This is a genomic window from Pseudoalteromonas holothuriae, assembly GCF_945859825.1.
In the GTDB taxonomy this organism is placed as follows: Bacteria; Pseudomonadota; Gammaproteobacteria; order Enterobacterales; family Alteromonadaceae; genus Pseudoalteromonas; species Pseudoalteromonas holothuriae.
Window position 1 is genome coordinate 65,280 of sequence record NZ_CAMAPC010000018.1, and the last position, 19,387, is coordinate 84,666.

Genomic DNA, 19,387 nt, shown 5'->3' on the forward strand with positions numbered 1-19,387 from the left:
AGGTAAGCCAGCTATCACACAATAAAATACACCTTACCAAGGTAATACCTCACCATTTGAGTGCCAAAACCCACCAGTGTTATCTAAATTAAGCGCCTCGATGCGTTGGCATAACCGCTCGGCGGCCTCTTTAGGAGATATATCGCCTGCAAAGTTAACCATCTGAGTTTGTACAAAGCCAGGATGAAAGAGGCCCACAGACACTCCCCTTCCTTTTAATTCATGCGCTAAACTCACACTCGCCGCATTTAAAGCCGCTTTTGACATACGATAACCTAAGTAGCCGCCTGAACCGTTGTCTGCAATGGAGCCCATACGGCTGGTGATCATTGCAACCTTACTGCTTGAGTGAAGTGAAGATAGTAGTGCATGAACCACACGAAGGGGCGCAATGGCATTAATTTGCATTTGCTGTTCAATCGCCTCAAAGTCCATATCTGTAAGTGTTTCGTTATGAAATACACCTGCATTATTGATTAAAATGTCTATTGGTTGTCCTGATAATTGTCTGGCCAATTCGGCTACCTGTTGAGCGTTACTGACATCAACACCAGAAATAACATCGATATTAAGCGCTTCAAGCTCTGCTGTTGCCTTACGCACTGCTGCAGTAACCCTATACCCTTGCTCACTATATTGTTTACAGAACTCCAACCCTATCCCTCTATTTGCACCTGTAACAAGTATATGTTTTGTCATTTTCTTTCCTTTAGTAAACACAATTTAGTGCTTTTTAGTATACCTATAGTTAATAGAAAAACACATGACCTGCGAAGGCAATAACGTGGTTCTTTGCTAAGCTGATATAAGGTACTTCATCGGAATTTTAACAGTATGTTTCAACACTTACCCTTGGCTCTTGTGATATTTTTATGCACGTCAGTAAATGCCCAAACATATACTATTAATGCCAGTGAGGCACTATCCTATCAGTTAGGAAAAGAGAAAGTTATTTATGCCATGAAAGCTATTTATGCACCGGTGTCTATTACACCACAGCTAGTTTTTTTACCAACCAAACGAGGATTAAAGCAAGTGAATGAAGGGATACTGGACGCCGAAGCAGGCCGAGTGGATAAGGCTGTGACGCAGTACGAGAACTTGCTAAAAATACCCACTCCCATTACTAAAATGCGCTTGTCTATTTATTGCTTAAATAAGCAAGATTGCAAGACTAATTCACAGGCAGGGATCTTGGTTATTCAAGGTGGTATAATGGCTGCAAGGCTATGTAATAAGCTAAACTTAAACTGCAATCGTGTTATGAACGACGTTTCTGCATTTAAAGCGCTACAAAAAGGTCATGCGCCAGCACTTATCACCAATGATAGATTTGCCTTGGGCACTTTGTGCAAATCTGGTTTGAGCCAAATATACACCAAACCTTTAACACAGATTTATTCTATATATCACTATGTGAATAAAAAACATGCTGAATTGATCCCCAAACTAACACAGTCGATCGATTATCTAATTGAAAGCAAAGTACTACCAGGAACATTTAGAAGCCTCTCAGACGCGGCAAAACATTGTAATATAAAAGTTATTACACTTACTAACCAAGCTTTAGAGGGGTGATCTTTGAAGTAGGCATACATCAAAAATTTATGAACGTAATGCCTTTACTCCCCCAACATTGTGACTTTTAATGCACAGCCTTTGGCAGCACCAGTTAAGCTTTGAAAGCTATTTTGTAATAAGTTCTTATCCATTAACTTTTTAATTGATTGGGTCAATTGGGGAACCAAATCAGCATGCTTTTTGTGCACATAATGATAGGCTTTAAGTTCTTTCGTTAAAGGTCTAGCATAAATTTCCTTTATACCAGATGCGCATATAGTACCTACCGCAAATCGGTCATTAGCAATCAGTGTGGGGGCAAAGCTTTTTTGCAGCGCCGAAAATGCTGAAATATCGTTTGCCACAATATTGCACGACAATTGTGCATTTTGGCAAAACTGCTCTGACAGCAGCGTGCCTTGTATAATTAAATGTCCTACCTGTTTATTAAGTACACACTCTTTGGGCTTAATACAAAAAATAAATAAACGAAATTTAGATAATGGGTAAGGTACCTTAATTAAGTTAGTGTAACCTGCCATGGCTTTATCAATACGCCCAGCATCGGCGTCAATTTCTCCATTATTAAGTAACTGAAGGCCTCTTTTAGTTGGTAAATAGACTAAGGTAGGATTAATAGATAACGGGTGATAGATGGCTCGTAACGATTTTAACACTGTGTCTTTGCCCATTTGATATGCCACACTTTCGCTCACATTTACAACATAAGTGCTGGCTTGTATCGTAAAAGAAAAAGTTACGTATATTATGCAAAAAAAAAGAGTTGAACATTACAAACTTCATCTAATTGTAGATGTATACAATTAGCATAGCAGAGAACTCAAGCTGCACTGTAATGCCTACCTATTGGCTGCTTTTAAAGTAAACTAGCAGATACCTTAAAGTAACAAAGAACTGAAACAAAATGCTCCATCTAAGCTCATAAGATCTGAATTGATTACAAAGTTACTGTTGAGCCAGCCACTTTTGCAAAGCAGATTTAGGATACAGCACTTCTTTAAATAATCGATGCCGCTCATGTGTTAACGCAATCTCCTGACTCAATAAGCCTGACTACACTTGATTATGGTGTGTATTAAAACGGGCTATTAAATTAAAACAATGTATATTTTTGTCTTTTACCCATGTTAAATGCATTTGCAAATAATGCCGAACATCGTCTGCGGTCATCAACCCTTGCGAATCTAAGTTCATTAATTCTTTTTTCAATGCTGAACGAATACCCATAGTGCTAGTTCCTATTTAAAAACTACAACAATCAACCCATTCAAATTTGGCGGCAAGATACACGCCAATCACTTTAATAGCATTAAAGTCACCGTAATCTTAGAAAAAGTTTCGTCACCTATCGCATCAAAGAGGTATACTAACGCAAACGGCAACAGTGCGAGCGAATGATGTTAGAACAACCTCCTGAATATATTGAAATAGAGTTAGAAGAAGAGCCGATTGAGCTTTGCAATCTTTTGAAAGTGCTAGATTTAGCTGAAACAGGTGGGCAAGCAAAAGTGCTTATCGCAGAAGGCTATGTGGCTGTAAACCACGAACTATGTACAGTAAAGAGAAAAAAACTTTACGCTGGTGACACTTTGGGATTTGATGGTGAGATCTATCAACTCACGCTTGCTGAAGGTGTTGAGCCCGCAGAGCGCCCAGCGATAATCGAAGAGCCTAAGGTAGTGCAAGATGCACCAAATCAACGCAAAAAACGCAATAGAAGCCGTAAAGATAAAAAAGATAGCTCAACAGGACGCAAACCCATTTCATTTGGATAAAAAGCAACCTGAAACCTTGAATTTTCGTATTCGATCGCAATAAAGTTAAGAATAGGCCAAAAAATATGCCGCAAGTTATGTGGCATATGCCAATCATCGCTTCACAACGCATTTAGCGGAGGTAGCATGCAAGATTCTTACAATACCCTGACACAACTGACCATCAATCAACAACAAATCCACCTGCATTCACTCGAAAAGCTCGGTGCCAAAGCAAAGCGTTTACCCTTTGCACTGAAAATACTGCTAGAAAATTTACTGCGTCATGAGGATGGCAGCGCCGTCACCAAAGAAGATATCGACCAACTACTCAACTGGCAACCGAATGATATACCCAGCAAAGAAATTGCTTTTACCCCTGCACGAGTCGTCATGCAAGACTTTACTGGCGTGCCTGCAATAGTTGATTTGGCAGCCATGCGAGATGCAATGGCGAGATTAGGTGGTGACCCTAAAAAAATAAATCCACTGTCTCCTGCCGAGTTAGTGATTGATCACTCAGTGCAAGTTGATGAATTTGGTCACACCGGTGCATTTGACTTGAATGCAAAACTCGAATATCAACGTAATAAAGAACGCTATGAGTTTTTGCGGTGGGGTCAATCTGCATTTGATAACCTAACTGTTGTGCCACCAGCCACCGGCATAGTACATCAAGTAAATCTAGAATATTTGGCGCGCGTGGTATTTCAAAAAGAAGTTGATGGGGAGTTTTTTGCTTATCCAGATACTTTGGTTGGCACCGATTCACACACCACCATGATCAACGGATTAGGCGTACTTGGGTGGGGTGTAGGCGGTATTGAGGCCGAGGCTGCCATGCTTGGTCAGCCCATTAGCTTGCTGATACCACAAGTGGTAGGCTTTAAACTTGAAGGTGAGCTACCCGAAGGTACGACTGCCACAGATTTAGTCCTCACCATCACACAAATATTACGCGAGCATGGTGTGGTTGGTAAGTTTGTTGAATTTTATGGGAATGGGCTTGCTCAACTCCCCTTAGCAGACAGAGCCACTATTGCCAATATGGCACCTGAATACGGTGCAACTTGTGGTATTTTTCCTATTGATGCTGAAACCATTTCCTATCTGCGTCTAACAAATCGTGATGAAAAGCAGCTTGCCTTGATAGAAGCATATGCTAAGCATCAAGGTATGTGGCGACATGATGATGATGAGCCTGAATATAGCGATACCCTAACCCTTGATTTAAATACCGTGGTACCAAGTATTGCTGGACCAAGCCGACCTCAAGATCGGATAAACTTAGATGAAGCGGGTAACACGATAAATCAACAGCTCAGAGCTTTGCAGGACAAGCGCAGTGAAGACAATACCTCTGGCGATGAAGCGCAAATTGTTGATGAAGGCGGTCCATCAACAGATACGCCAACCGAACCAGAAGTACTTGGCATTGCAAAAGTCCAGTATAAAGAGCAAAACTTTACCCTTAAAGATGGTGCGTGTGTAATTGCAGCCATTACAAGTTGTACGAATACTTCTAACCCAAATGTTATCTTGGCCGCAGCATTAGTTGCTAGAAAAGCCAATGAGCTGGGTATAAAACCAAAGCCATGGGTAAAAACCTCACTGGCACCGGGTTCCAAAGTAGTAACAGATTATCTTAAACAAGCTAACTTACTCTCTGAATTAGAAGCGCTTGGGTTTGATTTGGTAGGTTATGGGTGTACAACTTGCATTGGTAATTCTGGGCCACTGCCAGAGGAGATATCAGATGCCATTAATAAGCACAAACTTATAGTAAGCTCGGTATTATCTGGCAATAGAAATTTCGAGGGACGGATACATCAAGATGTAAAAATGAACTTTTTAGCCTCTCCACCACTCGTTGTGGCTTATGCCTTAGCTGGGCGCACAGATATTGATGTTTATAACGAGCCTCTATGCCAAAATGACGATGCTGAAGATATCTACTTGAAAGATATTTGGCCTAGTATGAGCGAAGTAAAACAGCTGGTTAATGATACCGTCACACAAGCGATGTTCGAGTCAAACTATCACGATATTTACCAAGGTGACAGCCACTGGCAAAACATCAACACCAAAGCCAGTGAGTTATACCCTTGGCAAACAGATTCAACCTACATTCGTCACGCCCCATTTTTTGAAGATATGACCACCGATGTGCCCAAATTACCACATATAACGGATGCAAAGTGTTTAGCAAAACTGGCCGACTCGGTGACAACTGATCATATATCACCAGCAGGTAATATTAAAAAAAGCGCACCTGCTGGCATTTATTTGGAGCAACAAAACATAAAAGAGAGCGACTTTAACTCTTATGGCTCTCGCCGTGGTAACCATGAAGTGATGATGCGAGGCACCTTTGCTAACATTCGCTTGCGAAACCAACTAGCTCCGGGCACTGAAGGAGGGATCACGCGCTTGTTACCTGACAATGAAATCATGAGTATTTATGATGCTGCTATGGCATATCAAAAGCGCAACACACCATTGATTATTCTCGCGGGTAAGGAATATGGTACCGGTTCTTCTAGAGATTGGGCAGCTAAAGGTTCACTGCTACTTGGCGTCAAAGCCGTAATTGCGCAAAGTTATGAGCGTATTCACCGCTCCAATTTAATTGGCATGGGCGTATTGCCGTTGCAATTTAAAGCAGGTGATAGTCACGAATCCTTAAAGCTTACCGCAGAAGAGAACTTTGAAGTCATGGGATTATGTGACAATTGCGACGAAGTTAAAATCATCGCAACCAATAGTCAAAACGATGCGCTAGAATTTCTTGTAGATGTACGTATAGATACGCCCAAAGAGTGGGAATATTACCGCCATGGCGGTATTTTGCAATACGTACTAAGAAACATGCTCAAGGACAAATAATATCCCTGTAACATGGGAGCTGGTATTAATATGCTCCCATATGGCAGTGACTTACAACAGATTTTTTCATACACTAGCATCACTTTTAATATTCAGCTCAATACTATGACTATCTGGTACAAACCAATAACGTTAGAGCTTTGTCGTAAACTCGATGAGGGTATGTACGGCAAAGGCTCATTAATGAAGACCTTGGGCATTGAAATTACAGAAATTGGTGATGACTACTTAGTTGCCACTATGCCAGCAATGCCCTCGCATCATAACCCCATCGGTATGGTTCATGGCGGGGCAAATGTCGCGTTAGCTGAAACTGTTGCCAGCTATGCAGCAAATTTTGTAGTTGATTTTGAACACTTTTACTGTGTTGGCCAAGAAATAAACGCCAATCATTTGAAAGCTTCTCGCAATGGTATGTTAACAGCCATCGCCAAACCATTACATTTAGGAAAACGAACTTCTGTATGGGAAGTAAAAATTACCAATGCCAAAGGTGAGCTATGCTGTGTGTCGCGTATGACCGCCGCTATTGTTGCCCGCGCTAGTCCAAATATTGCGCTATGATTTGTTGGTAACTGCCATTTTTTTTAATTGTTGCCAAGCCCACGTTAAATAGCTGAATAATTTTTTCAGCGTCAGGGTGCTCACGGCTCACACCTATATGCAACGGCCAACTTGATAATGCGGGAGAGTGAGTCATCAGGTTTTGCAACATTGAGTCGTGTTTTAGTTCATGTTTAAACGCTAACATATCAGCAATCGCAAAATCAGCTCTCCCCTTGTGTACCAACTCTAAACAGGCATGCAAACTAAGTACATCTATCACGTTAAGCTGCTCAATGTTAACGAGTAAATTACGATATGCATAGCCTCTAATAGTTGCAACACTCTTATAGCGCAAACTTTTTGTACCACGAAAGTCCACTAATTGATTTTGGCGGCTGACAACAAACAATTCATTATGAAAGTAAGGCTGGCTGAATAAAATAGTTTTTTCACGTTCTTCGGTCCACCAAAGTGCAGCCACAAAATCAACTTTGCGATTTTCAAGTAACAACATCATGCGACTAAATGGGGCTATTTGTATCTCAAGCGCAACGCCTTGGGAAGAAAATGCGGCAAAAAGGATATCGTTCACTAACCCAGAACCATCGCTCTCAATATAAGGTGGCCAAGGGTTGTGCCCTCCAATTACAGTGCTCACTTGAGCATGCGCTACCGATGTCAGCATCATAAAAGCATAAAAGACTATATTAAGTAGCTTAAACATATACAACTATTTCATTTTGATAATATTGATTAGTGTAGCTTACATCTAGGACGTGTTTATCTTTGAGGTATGAATTTTGTTCAAACCAAAAGCTTTCAATACGCGAAATGAGCAATGCAACATATTGGTTTATGTTCGTTGCGAATGAAAAAGTAATAAATGCCTTTGGTTGAACTCACATAGAATCACTATGCGACATCACCTCTGCGGGGCTGTCCCCGCCTTGCCTAAACCGCCAACTCACTGAGGCAAAACAGCAAAGATAAATGCATCTGGTATCAGCAGCAATTTTTTACCCTTTGGTTATTTAATACAACGCTATCTTGATAGTGTTGAATTGCATTTATTCAACCAACACTTGCAGTAGTTAAGTTAAAAGTATGGGATAAAAATGATGCAAACTAACACGTAAATTAAGCTCTTAAAATTTTTTATCTGTTGGGGTCGATCATTTATAATTTTCGATTATATGTTGTTAAATTATGGCGTATTTCACAGCCCTGATGCTGCTAATTTTATGAACTCTGCTGCTTGCCTACTAAAACCTATCCCACCATTTTACTAATAGTACGTAGTGCTATATTCAACGCTTTGTTACCATAGCGGTTATGAAACTTTGGCGACGAAAGTAATAAATGGAACAAATCGAAACGCTGGTGATTGGGGCTGGCGCTGTAGGACTTGCTATTGCAGCCACCCTTAGTGAATATAATGACGTTATTATTATTGAGCAAAATAGTCGTTTTGGTGAACATACAAGTAGTCGTAATAGCGAAGTTGTTCATGCCGGAATTTACTATCCTACTGATAGCTTAAAAACACAATTATGCGTAACGGGTAAAGCGTTACTTTATAAGCACTGTCAGCGCTATCATGTACCAGTACACAAAATTGGTAAGGTACTTATTTCAAGTAACGAACACGAAACTGCAAAGCTGCATACCTTAGTAAAACAAGCTAAAAACAATGGCGTGTCAGATTTACAGTTTTTGAGCCCAATAGAACTTGCCAACCGAGCACCTCAAACAAAAGCGGTTGCGGGAGTATGGTCACCTTCTACGGGCATTGTTGATAGTCACCAGCTGATGCTGTCTTATCTAAATAAACTCTCTGAACATAATGGTCACTATGTTAGCAACACTCAATTCATCAGTGCCCAATTTGATGGTCTGCAGTTTATAGTAACGCTCAACTGTGACGGTGAGTTATTCAATATCAAGTGTAAAACACTGATTAATGCAGCGGGACTATTTGCGCAAGCATGTGCGCAAAAAATAGACGCCTTAGCCCCCAATTACATTCCCGCACTGCATTACTGTAAAGGGCAGTACTTTAGTTATCAAGGTAGACACCCTTTTAAACATCTTATTTACCCAATGCCTGAGCAACATGGTTTAGGTATTCATGCCACGCTAGATTTAGCAGGACAACTAAAGTTTGGCCCTGATACTGAGTTTATTAGTCATCTTGATTACAGCCCAAATATAAAAGCTAAAACGCATTTTGTTAATGCCATCATAAAATACTGGCCGCAGTTAGACAGTGAACGTTTGCAGATAAGTTACAGCGGTATACGTCCTAAATTACAAAAATACGGCAGTCAGGATTTTATAATTCAAGATCATACCACTCACGGCGTAGCAGGGCTCATAAATTTATTTGGTATTGAGTCGCCCGGCCTTACAGCAAGTTTAGCGATTGCCAAACTTGTTACAAACATGCTCAAATTAAAATGATAGACATATTTAGCTTTAATTCATTTGAAGTTAATCTTAAAAAAAAATAACATGTACCAAAATAAATTATAATGTAAGGATACGCCCCTATGAACTACAGGATTACTTTTTTATTCCCTATCGTTTTACTACTTAGTGCTTGTGGTGGTTCGTCTAATGATGAACCTAGCATTGTGCCAAATAACAACCCAGCTGCATTTTCAGTTATTGCACAGCTCAATAGTCAAACTAATGAAGACACAAGCGGGAATATCGATATATCAGCAACTCAGACGCCTAACCAAACAGAGGCTATTACCGTCAAGCTAGTTAGCGCTCCAACACTGGGTACAATCACAGGCAACTATCCCAAACTTATTTATACACCAGATCAAAATAAGTTTGGTAAAGACCATTTTACCTACACACTCAAGCAAGGGGACATCACCAGTGAAGCTGTAGTGGTAAATATCACAATTCATGCCATCAATGATGAGCCCATTATTACTGGGCAACCTGTGTCCAACATTGACTTGAACGATGAGTTTTCTTTTACACCTCAGATTATTGACGTTGATCTAGATACTAGTAATCACCGTTTTAGTATTTATAATAAACCGTTGTGGTCCCAATTTGATGAATCAACAGGAACGCTACATGGTACACCCACCCTCACCGAACATGTGGGTACATTTTCCGATATTATCATCACAGTTATTGATGCAGACCATGAAGTCAAGCTGCCTCCATTTAATATTGAAGTAAAAGGTCAGGCTTGGAGTGAAGTATCTCAATTACCGGGCTTCCAAGGCAGCCATTTAGCAACCACAATGATAAATCAAACGCTCTTTAGCTTAACTCATAACTATACGTGGTCTTCTGCAATGATCTGTCAAAGTGCTCCAGCACAAGCCCCACACCTATCTCAGTGGAATATTGATTCAAATGAGTGGCTTACTCTACAGAGCCCTGCGTTATCACGCTTTTACTTCCATACACAGGCAATGGGTAAAAAAATCTATGTTTTTGGCGGCATAAACTCATGCCCTAGTGACTCTAAAGGCGTCACTACAATGGAAGTATATGATGTTGAGGATAAATCCTGGCAGACATTTGATAGCCCTGAATTTACGCCATTTAATAACGCCATCTCAGCAACTTGTAGCACCGACTCTATGATCTATGCTTTTGTCGCGCACGAGCAGAGCCATACTCTTTATACTCTAGATGCTGAAACAAATACATGGCATAGTAAGGTTTTACCTGATATGAAGCATAAAGTATCAAGCTGTGCAATTGAGGGAGAGCAAGCCTATTTAATCGCTGAAAATGAAACTGCAGCGCAAAAAGAGTTAATTACTTTCGATCTAACCACACAAACTACCTCCACATCTGAGCTTATCCCTCAAAGTGTCGCTTTTAGTTATACTGACGTAACCTTGTCTAACCATTCGCTTTACGTACTCAGTGCCTCACATTTAATGGCCTTTGATTTAGATACTAAACAATGGAAGTCTCACAGTAGCAACCCTTACGCAATGCAGCAACAAGATCAAACTGTTCATTATTTACGTGATTTCAAACTAGAAAATAGTAATGGTAAGTTGTATTCAATTGGGGGAGCATTTACAACTCAGTATGAGCAATCGATTTATGTATTCGACATTTCAATAGATAACTAACGCCAATTGCATCAAATAAATGACCAGATATTGCGATAGATAAATAGCTTAGTAAAACTGGGCAAAAATTTCGGTATGCCATTATTCTACATGAGCCGTTTTTAACACAGTTAATGGCTCATGTAGCTACCTTAAATGATCAATGTCTTAATAAAACTGGCACAACACTCAGACTAATACCTGCAAGGCCCCTAGTTGAGGCCTTGGAGCTAATTACCCCCAATTGCCTGATCTAATCGTTTGGTGCGCTCATCCATTAATTGTTGAATATTTTTAGCATCCATCATCAATTGCTTTACATCAGTTGGATTCAGTGCCGATGGATTCTTTAGTTGACTATCTATATGTGCTTTTTTTGCCACTAATTCGTTTAAAATAGAGGTATCTTCCGCCGCCATAATGGTAATCTTACTCGGATCTAATTTGTGCGCCTGACTATTTCTTTGCAAGTTTGGCTTATCTGAATAAACCCAGTTACCATTAGCATCTTGCCACTTGTAAATAGCGTCCGAATCACTGGATGTATCTGCTGCAGTGCTCGTCTGCTGAACCGCACTATCTAAATTACGTTTTGCTTCATTAAATAAAGTATTAGCCTTTTGCTGTGCTTGTTGAGCCACGTTACCAAAACTTAACCACGGTGTGCCATCTGGTTTTTTGAGTATAAATAACGATCCCAACCCAACTAACATAATCATGACCAATAAATAACTAAAGTATTTCATCTTTGTATTCCACTACAAACTACGCCAATACCAACTCTATTGAGCATACACCGATATAGAACAATAAAAAAGCACAACCTAAGTTGTGCTTTTGGCCTCCCTCCATGGCTGGAGAATGTTTAAATACCATCACCATCAATGTGCAGTCCACATTCACGATTTAAACCAAAGAAGCGGGTTTCTTCTTCACTCATGCCAGGCTCTAACTTACGCGTGGTATGTACATCTCCCATTGAAACATAACCTTGCTCCCAAAGCGGGTGGTAAGGTAAATCATGTTTTGTGAGATATTGATAAACGTCACGGTTGCTCCATTCTATAATAGGATACACTTTTACCGTATCGCGGCTTATTTCTAAAATTTGTTTTTGAGCTCGACTTGAGGCCTGATCACGACGAAGTCCGCTAAACCACGTTCCTGCTTGTAACTCTTTTAAAGCCCGTGTCATTGGTTCTACTTTGTTAAGCATATTATATTGCTTAATGCCATCCTGACCTTGCTCCCATAACTTGCCATATTTGGCTTCTTGCCATGCAGGAGTGTAGTTAGAGCGGTAAACTTTCAAGTTCAGGTTTAACCGTTCTGTTAAGTGATCCACAAATTGATACGTCTCTGGAAACAAATAGCCTGTATCAGTTAATACGACGGGAATATCTGCACGCTCAGAGGTTACCAAATGCAACATAATTGCAGCTTGAATACCAAAACTAGATGATAAAAAAGCCGTGTCGGGTAAGTGTTCTAACGCCCACACAACTCGCTGCTGCGCCGTCATCGGCTTTAGCAGTTCATTGGCTTGAGCAAGCAACGCTGCTTGTTCTTCGCCATCTAACTGTAAGAGTTTTTTATAATCACTCATTCGTCATTCCTAGCTTGGCAAGCGTACTTGCCAAGTCACTTATCATTACGCGTGAAAGTCTGTTTTAGATACTTTAACTTCGGCCACAATACCTTTTCGGATCACAAAGTCACCAAAACACTCATCAGTTTGACGGTCACTGACCCACTGGCCTATCAGTTCATCCAGCGCAGGCAAATACACATCTTCACCCACATTCTCTAAATAGAGTTTAGGAACTCTGGTTCCTTCGCGATTACCACCTAGGTACACGTTGTATTTACCTAAGCCTTTACCCACTAAACCGACTTCAGCCAACATCGCGCGCCCACATCCATTCGGGCAACCAACAACCCGTAAGATAATGTTGTCATCGCTTACATCATGTTTTTCTAACAAGCCTTCAACTTTAGTGACTAAGTCAGGCAAATAACGCTCCGCTTCAGCCATTGCAAGCGGACAAGTTGGCAACGATACACAGGCCATAGAGTTTTTACGCTGTGCGGTATGTGCATCATTAATTAAACCATGGTCACGAGCTATTTGCTCAACCACTGATTTCTGCTCAGCTGGCACGCCAGCAACAATCAGATTTTGGTTCGCCGTCATGCGAAAATCACCTTGGTGAATTTGCGCAATTTTACGACAACCAGTTTTAAGCGGTTTATCTGGATAATCCAAGATGCGACCATTTTCAATGAACAAGGTTAAATGGTGCTTCCCATCAATACCTTCAACCCAACCAATACGGTCACCACGGTGAGTGAACTCATATGGACGACTCTCTTCAAATTGCACGCCCGCACGCTTTTCTACTTCTGCTTTAAAAGCGTCTGCACCAAAGGTATCTAAGGTATATTTGGTTTTAGCATTTTTGCGGTTTACACGGTTACCCCAATCACGCTGCACAGACACGACATGCTCAGCAATTTTTAACGTATGCTCTAAAGAAATAAAGCCAAAGTCATCCGCTTTACGAGGGTAAGTGTTGACATCACCATGGGTCATGGCCAAACCACCACCAACCAGTACGTTAAAACCAACCAACTTTCCGTTATCTGCAATTGCCACAAAGTTTAAGTCGTTTGCGTGCACATCCACTTCGTTATTTGGCGGAATAGTTACGGTCGTTTTAAACTTACGTGGCAAATAGGTTGAGCCTAAAATTGGCTCTTGCGTCGTCTCTGTTTTTTCACCATTTAACCAAATTTCTGCATACGCTTTAGTATGTGGCAATAAATGCTCAGAAATCTTGGTTGCCCACTCATAAGCCTCTTGGTGTAACTGTGACTCTACCGGGTTAGTAGTACAAAGTACGTTACGATTTACATCCCCTGCGGTGGCAATTGAGTCAATACCAACGCTATTCAGCATTTGATGCATTTCTTTAATATTGGGCTTTAATACACCATGAAACTGAAATGTTTGGCGCGTAGTTAACCGAATACTGCCATACATAGACTTTTCTTGGGCAAACTTGTCAATGGCTAGCCATTGCTCAGGCTTGATAATACCGCCAGGCATACGAGCGCGTAGCATAACATTTTGTAATGGTTCAAGTTTTTGCTTGGTACGCTCTGGACGGATATCACGGTCATCTTGTTGATACATACCGTGAAAGCGAATGAGTTGAAAGTTATCTGCAGTAAAGCCACCAGTTAATTGATCTTTTAAATCAGTATTAATGGTACCGCGTAAAAAGTTACTCTGCGTTTTAAGGCGTTCGTTATCAGCAAACTTTGCATTTGGGTCTAGTTTGCTATTTGGTTTGTTATCTTTGCTCATGGCTTATCCTAAAAAATTTACTGTGACGGTCAGTGTTGTGTACTAATCAGCGGTGATTAATACACGTCTTTTTGATAACGATTTTGACTGCGCAGCTCTTTTAAGTACTGCTCAGCTTGTTCGTCATCTTTGCCACCATGGGCTTTAACAATATCAATCAATGCTTGGTGTACATCTTTTGCCATGCGATTGGCATCACCGCAGACATAAAAATGTGCACCCTTTTCTAACCATGCAAATACCGCTTCACCTTTTTCACGAAGACGGTCTTGTACATAAATTTTCTGCGCTTGATCGCGGCTAAATGCAAGATCAACTTGATTCAATAAACCTGACTTCACATACCCCTGAATTTCTAGTTGGTACAAGAAATCTTGAGTGAAGTTTGGGTTACCAAAGAACAACCAATTATCACCTGATGCTTCTCGTACATCACGCTCTTGTAAAAATGCACGAAATGGTGCGATACCGGTGCCAGGACCTACCATGATAATTGGCGTTTCATCACTGGCAGGTAAGCGGAAGTTATCATTATGTTCACTAAATACTTTTACTCTTGCGCCCTCTTCAGCACGATTTGCCAAGTAACCAGAACAACCACCAAAGTGTGTTTCATCGAACGTATCAAACTCAACTAAGCCCACAGTTAAGTGCACTTCGTCTTCAACTTCTGCTTGACTAGAAGCAATAGAGTACAAACGTGCTTGTAGCTTACGACAACAATCAACTAATGTTTGCGCTTCGATATTTGCTGGGTTTTGTAAGATAACATCAAAAATTTGTCTTGCTTCGATGTATACACGCAGTTGCGCTTTATCCGCAACTAAAGTGAGCAATTTTGCGTTATTCGTCGCTTGAGCATATTTTTCTACAAAGCCTGGGTAAGACTGTGTTAGTTCCAGTTTTTCAATCAGTGCGTCTCGCACTGATAAAGTATCATTGCCAACAGTTACCGACGTATCAGGGGAAATCTCCAATGCAGCTAAGACTTGGTCCACCAGCACTTCATCATTTAAAAAGTACACACCTAAAGAGTCACCCGGTGCGTAAGTAATATCAGAACCATCGAGTGAAAGCTCAATATGACGCACATCTTTGCTTGATTCTCTGCCTGTAATTTTTTGTACCACAGATAACTCTGCTGCAAACGGGTTTTGTTTGGTGTATTGACTCTGGGCAACAGATGCTGATAACGGCATGCTAACCACATTGGTTTGGCTTTGTTGTTGCGCTTTTAAATCAGGCTCAAAGACATCTAATGCACCCACTATCCATTGCGTTGCTTGCTCTTCATAGTCAACATCTAAATCAGCACGCTGGTATATCACATCCGCACCAAGTTTAGTTAAACGCTGCTCAAAATCTTTTGCCGTTTGGCAGAAAAATTCATAACTTGTGTCGCCCAAACCTATCACTGCAACCTTTACGCCATCTAGTTTAGGGGCTTTTTTACTTGCTAAAAAGGCATGTAATGCTTCTGCATCTTCTGGTGGCTCACCTTCACCATAAGTTGATACCGCAATAGTTAAAAACTTCTCTTTTTTCAAAGCAGATGTTTTGTAGTCAGCCATATTAACTAGCTTAACACTCAAACCTCGAGATTCAGCTTGTGACTTTAACTGACTTGCGACCGCCTTAGCATTACCCGTTTGAGAACCATACAAAATAGTCAGCGGCGCGGCCTCAACAGCGCCAGCAGGGCCGACAGTACCGGCTAAGGCTGCGGTGTTTGCATTGGCAGCAAGATAGCCGCTTACCCAAGCTTGCTGGATTGGGTTTAGTTCAGCCACTAAACCTTGTAATTTTTGCACTTGCTCTTGCGAAAGCGGGCTTGCCGCAGCACTAAGTTGACCTAACAACATTGAATAATCCCCGTAACCCTAAAACGTCTTTTGCTTAGATTGGTGTGTTACTTGCCACATAAAATGAAGGGCAAGCTTTTCTATGCATGCAGCATACTGATCTCTACACACAAGAAAAAGACAAAGATCTGCTTTTATATTCCATTTGGTTATTAATAAACAAAAACACCAACAAAAACAGATTAAAAGAATTGCTTTAAAAATAGACACTCTAATATTAACATTGCAATAACAAAGGTTCAGTAAGCTCGGCCTTTGTTCACATAAAAGCAAAAATACAACTTAAAATATAAGAGAAACAATATGAAACACGGGAAAATATCCTATAAATATAGACTTGCCTTTACGCTTGGTTTCACTGCGTTAACTCATAACGCCATGGCACAAGTGAGTAATGGAGACTTTGAAAACTGGCAACAGAATCAGCCATCCAACTGGACAACAATAGACTCTGGAATTTCACTAAGCGCAACAAGCGATAGAGTAAAATCTGGTCAGACTGCTGCACAAGTAACAGTAAACACTGGTACACAAAGTAATACTGACCTTTTGCAGCAAGTCACAGTGCAAGCAGGGCAGAGTTACACCTTCAGTACTTGGGTTTATCACACTCAAGGGGGTGTAAGGGCACGTCTAGTGATCGATGGGTATCATGGCTATTCAGACCCATTTACATTAAATCAATGGCAACAAATCAGCCATACTTACACAGCAAGTGCTAACGCCACTATAAATGTTGGATTGCGCTTTTACGATGTATCAAGTTTTAATGGAAGCGAGGTGGTTTACATAGACAACTTCCAACCCACAACTACAGCGCCACCACCACCTAGTACAGGCTGCCAAGCAAATACATTAAATTTATCCCTTACCACTGACAATTATGGCAGTGAGACAAGCTGGACATTAACAAACAGTAGTAGCACACAAGTTGCCAGTGGTAATAGCTATGCAAGCAATCAAACATATACAGAATCATTATGTTTGAGTGACGACAGCTACACTTTTACCATATTCGATAATTATGGCGATGGCATGTGTTGTAACTATGGTAATGGTTCATACAGCTTAACAAGCCCAGATGGTACACTTGCCTCTGGTAGCAGCTTCACCAGCCAACAACAACACACGTTCGCTATTGGTAATGACAACGGCGGTGGCACGCCTACCGACCCTGCTGAGTATTATGCATCGACAGCGGGACTAACGGGTTATGCGCTAAAAAGTCAGTTACACAGCATTATCAGCACTCACCAATCACAAGGTTATTCAGCCATTTGGCAATTTATCGATCAATCCGAGCGTGATAATTATTTTGAGCAAGATAATTCCGTGCTCGATCGCTACTCAGAAAAACCCAATACAACTGATAGTATCAACTACGTTGCTGTAACTAACCAGTGTGGATCTTATCGAGTTGAAGGTGACTGTTACAACCGAGAGCATTCATTCCCTAAAAGCTGGTTTGGTGGCAAAGTAGAACCTATGAACTCTGATATCCATCATATTTTTGCTACTGATGGATTTGTAAACTCCAAGCGGAGTAACTTCCCCTTTGGTGAAGTCGCCAATGCGAGCTACATTTCAAGTAATGGTAGTAAACTTGGGAATGCGTCCAGTAGCCTCAACTATACAGGTACGGTATTTGAACCGATAGATCAATTTAAAGGTGACTTTGCCCGTGCCTATTTTTATATGGCAACGCGCTACGAGAGTGTGATCAGTAGCTGGCAAAATAACACCACATACAGTGATGCTGTTCTTAATGGTACATCTAATCAAGTATTTGAGCCGTGGGTAGTCACCATGCTATTACGCTGGCATCAAGTTGATCCGGTAGATAATATAGAGCGAGCTCGAAACCAAGCTGCTCACGAATACCAAGGAAACCGTAACCCATTTGTTGACCATCCAGAGTTTGTACAACAAATTTGGTAAGCTGATAAAAAAGCCACCCGAGGGTGGCTTTGCTTCTAACTAGTTTAAATAAAAAGGCAACCTAGTCCTTTAGGTCGCTAACCAACTCAATGGGGAATTATCGAGGGTTGATGGTTAAGGGAGATAAACTGATTTTTGCATTACCACTGGCTCCCATATAGCCTGTATACTGCTGACCTTCAAACAATGTATAGAAAACATCAACATAATCATCGTCATTAGTAAACCATGAACTTGGCATAGCTTTAATAAGCTGATTGGTAAGCTGCGGAATAATGGCATAGCCTTGCACATTAGGGTCTGGAATAGTACGCATAACCTGAGTAACAATATCTAAAAACGTTGTCGCTAAAGTTTGGTAATTGGTGTTATCATCTTGCTCCATCAGCAGCATATCAGCAGCTTGCCAACGGTAACGATCCCAATAAATAACAATTTGATTTGGGTTGTAATCACGTCCATCGTGATCTAAATAAGGCATATCAACAATATCTAACACTGGCTCGTCGCGGCTCGGATTTACCCCTGTTACAACACCATACACTTCAGCAGCGCCAGAGATCCAAGGCTCTTCATCATCATTTAAGCGAATGCGTTTAAGTACACTAGTGGAAATAGGGCCCGCGTCACTTTGAGTGTCTATTTGTTGAGGTGAAGATGTTCCCAGTCGTTTATTAAACTCGCTTTGCATGACTGCAAGGCCTTCTTTTACACTTTTACGACCGTCTATTTCAACCACTAATACAGGCTGCTTTGGTAATGTATGTGCATCAAGTAGATGAACATTGCCATTTTTATCATAAGCCTGTACATGCAACCATGTTTTATCATCACCCTTAGGTGCAAAAGCGACCAGCGCCTCTTCACCATGCTGCCAGCGCTCAAGCATAGCTTGATCTGCCAACCTCAATTGATACAAAGAGTCAGAAGAGCTTGGCAAGCCTTTTAATGTGCGAGTGTATTTTGTGGCACTTTGCAGCTGGGTAGACAAATTGCCTGAGACCAATTCTGTTGATAACGGTAGCTGCAAGCGATACATACTCATTCGCGCCTGTACTTTTGCACTGATGTTAGGCAGCTGCTTAGCAAGTTGTCGTGCCAGTTGCTGTTTCATCTGCGCCACTTGATCACCAGCAGGATTGAATACATCTAGCGTTGGAAACGCATGTTGAATCTGTGATACCGAACTTGATGCATAACTTTGTAAGCTCATCGCCACCAATAATGCGGGTAATGCTAATTTTGTAAATTTTTTCACATTCTACTCCTGACAATAATCCGTGTATTTGAGTAAATCAAGATAAAACTTATTGAAAAAATTATCAACCTGTTAATTTAAATTTAACAAAA

16 protein-coding genes are annotated in these 19,387 nt (G+C 40.9%); 7 read left to right on the plus strand and 9 right to left on the minus strand.

Translation table 11 applies throughout. From position 1 onward, the window contains the following. Positions 1-33: 33 nt before the first annotated feature. Positions 34-699 (minus strand): SDR family oxidoreductase, encoded by a 666-nt coding sequence (locus OCI93_RS17325; RefSeq protein WP_261594674.1) that lies wholly within the window; start codon positions 697-699, stop codon positions 34-36. Between the two features lie 135 nt (positions 700-834). Between OCI93_RS17325 and OCI93_RS17330 the strand changes: the two genes are divergently transcribed. Next, positions 835-1,578 carry a hypothetical protein gene (locus tag OCI93_RS17330; RefSeq protein ID WP_261626915.1) on the plus strand — a complete coding sequence of 248 codons (744 nt, stop codon included), beginning with the start codon at positions 835-837 and terminating at the stop codon, positions 1,576-1,578. Positions 1,579-1,622: 44 nt separating this feature from the next. On the opposite strand, the gene OCI93_RS17335 is transcribed toward OCI93_RS17330, so the two are convergent. Then, positions 1,623-2,276 carry a hypothetical protein gene (locus OCI93_RS17335; protein WP_261626916.1) on the minus strand — a complete coding sequence of 218 codons (654 nt, stop codon included), beginning with the start codon at positions 2,274-2,276 and terminating at the stop codon, positions 1,623-1,625. A 358-nt stretch (positions 2,277-2,634) separates the two neighbouring features. Beyond that, positions 2,635-2,808, minus strand: a complete 174-nt coding sequence (locus OCI93_RS17340; protein WP_261626917.1) for a hypothetical protein — start codon at positions 2,806-2,808, stop codon at positions 2,635-2,637. A 170-nt stretch (positions 2,809-2,978) separates the two neighbouring features. Between OCI93_RS17340 and OCI93_RS17345 the strand changes: the two genes are divergently transcribed. The 3 genes from OCI93_RS17345 (at position 2,979) to OCI93_RS17355 (ending at position 6,785) form a co-directional block, all read left to right on the plus strand. Further along, positions 2,979-3,356: an RNA-binding S4 domain-containing protein gene (locus tag OCI93_RS17345; protein WP_261594702.1), complete on the plus strand. Its 378-nt coding sequence runs from the start codon at positions 2,979-2,981 to the stop codon at positions 3,354-3,356. A 126-nt stretch (positions 3,357-3,482) separates the two neighbouring features. Continuing rightward, positions 3,483-6,221, plus strand: coding sequence for an aconitate hydratase AcnA (gene acnA / locus OCI93_RS17350; protein ID WP_261626918.1), 2,739 nt, complete (start codon positions 3,483-3,485; stop codon positions 6,219-6,221). Between the two features lie 105 nt (positions 6,222-6,326). Further along, positions 6,327-6,785 (plus strand): PaaI family thioesterase, encoded by a 459-nt coding sequence (locus OCI93_RS17355; RefSeq protein ID WP_261594704.1) that lies wholly within the window; start codon positions 6,327-6,329, stop codon positions 6,783-6,785. Here OCI93_RS17355 and OCI93_RS17360 read toward each other — a convergent pair. Then, entirely contained in the window at positions 6,763-7,491 is a 729-nt protein-coding gene (locus tag OCI93_RS17360; RefSeq protein ID WP_261626919.1) for a substrate-binding periplasmic protein, read from the minus strand. The two genes, OCI93_RS17355 and OCI93_RS17360, sit on opposite strands and share 23 nt — an antisense overlap. Before the next feature lie 635 nt (positions 7,492-8,126). Between OCI93_RS17360 and OCI93_RS17365 the strand changes: the two genes are divergently transcribed. Beyond that, positions 8,127-9,227, plus strand: a complete 1,101-nt coding sequence (locus tag OCI93_RS17365) for an NAD(P)/FAD-dependent oxidoreductase (RefSeq protein ID WP_261626920.1) — start codon at positions 8,127-8,129, stop codon at positions 9,225-9,227. A gap of 89 nt (positions 9,228-9,316) precedes the next feature. Beyond that, positions 9,317-10,888 carry an Ig-like domain-containing protein gene (locus OCI93_RS17370; protein WP_261594682.1) on the plus strand — a complete coding sequence of 524 codons (1,572 nt, stop codon included), beginning with the start codon at positions 9,317-9,319 and terminating at the stop codon, positions 10,886-10,888. Between the two features lie 209 nt (positions 10,889-11,097). Here OCI93_RS17370 and OCI93_RS17375 read toward each other — a convergent pair whose 3' ends face one another. The 4 genes from OCI93_RS17375 to OCI93_RS17390 all read right to left on the minus strand — a co-directional run bounded on the left by OCI93_RS17375 (position 11,098) and on the right by OCI93_RS17390 (position 16,099). After that, complete coding sequence (locus OCI93_RS17375; RefSeq protein WP_261626921.1) at positions 11,098-11,613, minus strand: DUF4124 domain-containing protein; 516 nt, start codon at positions 11,611-11,613, stop codon at positions 11,098-11,100. 119 nt (positions 11,614-11,732) lie between these two features. Continuing rightward, complete coding sequence (locus tag OCI93_RS17380; RefSeq protein ID WP_261626922.1) at positions 11,733-12,473, minus strand: phosphoadenylyl-sulfate reductase; 741 nt, start codon at positions 12,471-12,473, stop codon at positions 11,733-11,735. A 45-nt stretch (positions 12,474-12,518) separates the two neighbouring features. Next, on the minus strand, positions 12,519-14,237 hold the full coding sequence (gene cysI, locus OCI93_RS17385) for an assimilatory sulfite reductase (NADPH) hemoprotein subunit (protein ID WP_261594685.1): 1,719 nt from the start codon (positions 14,235-14,237) through the stop codon (positions 12,519-12,521). Between the two features lie 56 nt (positions 14,238-14,293). After that, positions 14,294-16,099 carry an assimilatory sulfite reductase (NADPH) flavoprotein subunit gene (locus OCI93_RS17390; protein ID WP_261626923.1) on the minus strand — a complete coding sequence of 602 codons (1,806 nt, stop codon included), beginning with the start codon at positions 16,097-16,099 and terminating at the stop codon, positions 14,294-14,296. 303 nt (positions 16,100-16,402) lie between these two features. Between OCI93_RS17390 and OCI93_RS17395 the strand changes: the two genes are divergently transcribed. Next, positions 16,403-18,037: an endonuclease gene (locus tag OCI93_RS17395; RefSeq protein ID WP_261626924.1), complete on the plus strand. Its 1,635-nt coding sequence runs from the start codon at positions 16,403-16,405 to the stop codon at positions 18,035-18,037. A gap of 97 nt (positions 18,038-18,134) precedes the next feature. On the opposite strand, the gene OCI93_RS17400 is transcribed toward OCI93_RS17395, so the two are convergent. Continuing rightward, positions 18,135-19,295, minus strand: a complete 1,161-nt coding sequence (locus OCI93_RS17400; protein WP_261594688.1) for a DUF3103 domain-containing protein — start codon at positions 19,293-19,295, stop codon at positions 18,135-18,137. Between the last annotated feature and the right edge of the window lie 92 nt (positions 19,296-19,387).

What these genes read in the sequence shown, in the direction of transcription:
- OCI93_RS17325 (WP_261594674.1), bottom strand. Translation starts at nt 699, where the DNA reads ATGACAAAACATATACTTGTTACAGGTGCAAATAGAGGGATAGGGTTG.
- OCI93_RS17365 (WP_261626920.1), top strand. Translation starts at nt 8,127, where the DNA reads ATGGAACAAATCGAAACGCTGGTGATTGGGGCTGGCGCTGTAGGACTT.
- OCI93_RS17340 (WP_261626917.1), bottom strand. Translation starts at nt 2,808, where the DNA reads ATGGGTATTCGTTCAGCATTGAAAAAAGAATTAATGAACTTAGATTCG.
- acnA (WP_261626918.1), top strand. Translation starts at nt 3,483, where the DNA reads ATGCAAGATTCTTACAATACCCTGACACAACTGACCATCAATCAACAA.
- OCI93_RS17345 (WP_261594702.1), top strand. Translation starts at nt 2,979, where the DNA reads ATGTTAGAACAACCTCCTGAATATATTGAAATAGAGTTAGAAGAAGAG.
- OCI93_RS17390 (WP_261626923.1), bottom strand. Translation starts at nt 16,099, where the DNA reads ATGTTGTTAGGTCAACTTAGTGCTGCGGCAAGCCCGCTTTCGCAAGAG.
- OCI93_RS17355 (WP_261594704.1), top strand. Translation starts at nt 6,327, where the DNA reads ATGACTATCTGGTACAAACCAATAACGTTAGAGCTTTGTCGTAAACTC.
- OCI93_RS17395 (WP_261626924.1), top strand. Translation starts at nt 16,403, where the DNA reads ATGAAACACGGGAAAATATCCTATAAATATAGACTTGCCTTTACGCTT.
- OCI93_RS17330 (WP_261626915.1), top strand. Translation starts at nt 835, where the DNA reads ATGTTTCAACACTTACCCTTGGCTCTTGTGATATTTTTATGCACGTCA.
- OCI93_RS17370 (WP_261594682.1), top strand. Translation starts at nt 9,317, where the DNA reads ATGAACTACAGGATTACTTTTTTATTCCCTATCGTTTTACTACTTAGT.
- OCI93_RS17360 (WP_261626919.1), bottom strand. Translation starts at nt 7,491, where the DNA reads ATGTTTAAGCTACTTAATATAGTCTTTTATGCTTTTATGATGCTGACA.
- OCI93_RS17380 (WP_261626922.1), bottom strand. Translation starts at nt 12,473, where the DNA reads ATGAGTGATTATAAAAAACTCTTACAGTTAGATGGCGAAGAACAAGCA.
- OCI93_RS17375 (WP_261626921.1), bottom strand. Translation starts at nt 11,613, where the DNA reads ATGAAATACTTTAGTTATTTATTGGTCATGATTATGTTAGTTGGGTTG.
- cysI (WP_261594685.1), bottom strand. Translation starts at nt 14,237, where the DNA reads ATGAGCAAAGATAACAAACCAAATAGCAAACTAGACCCAAATGCAAAG.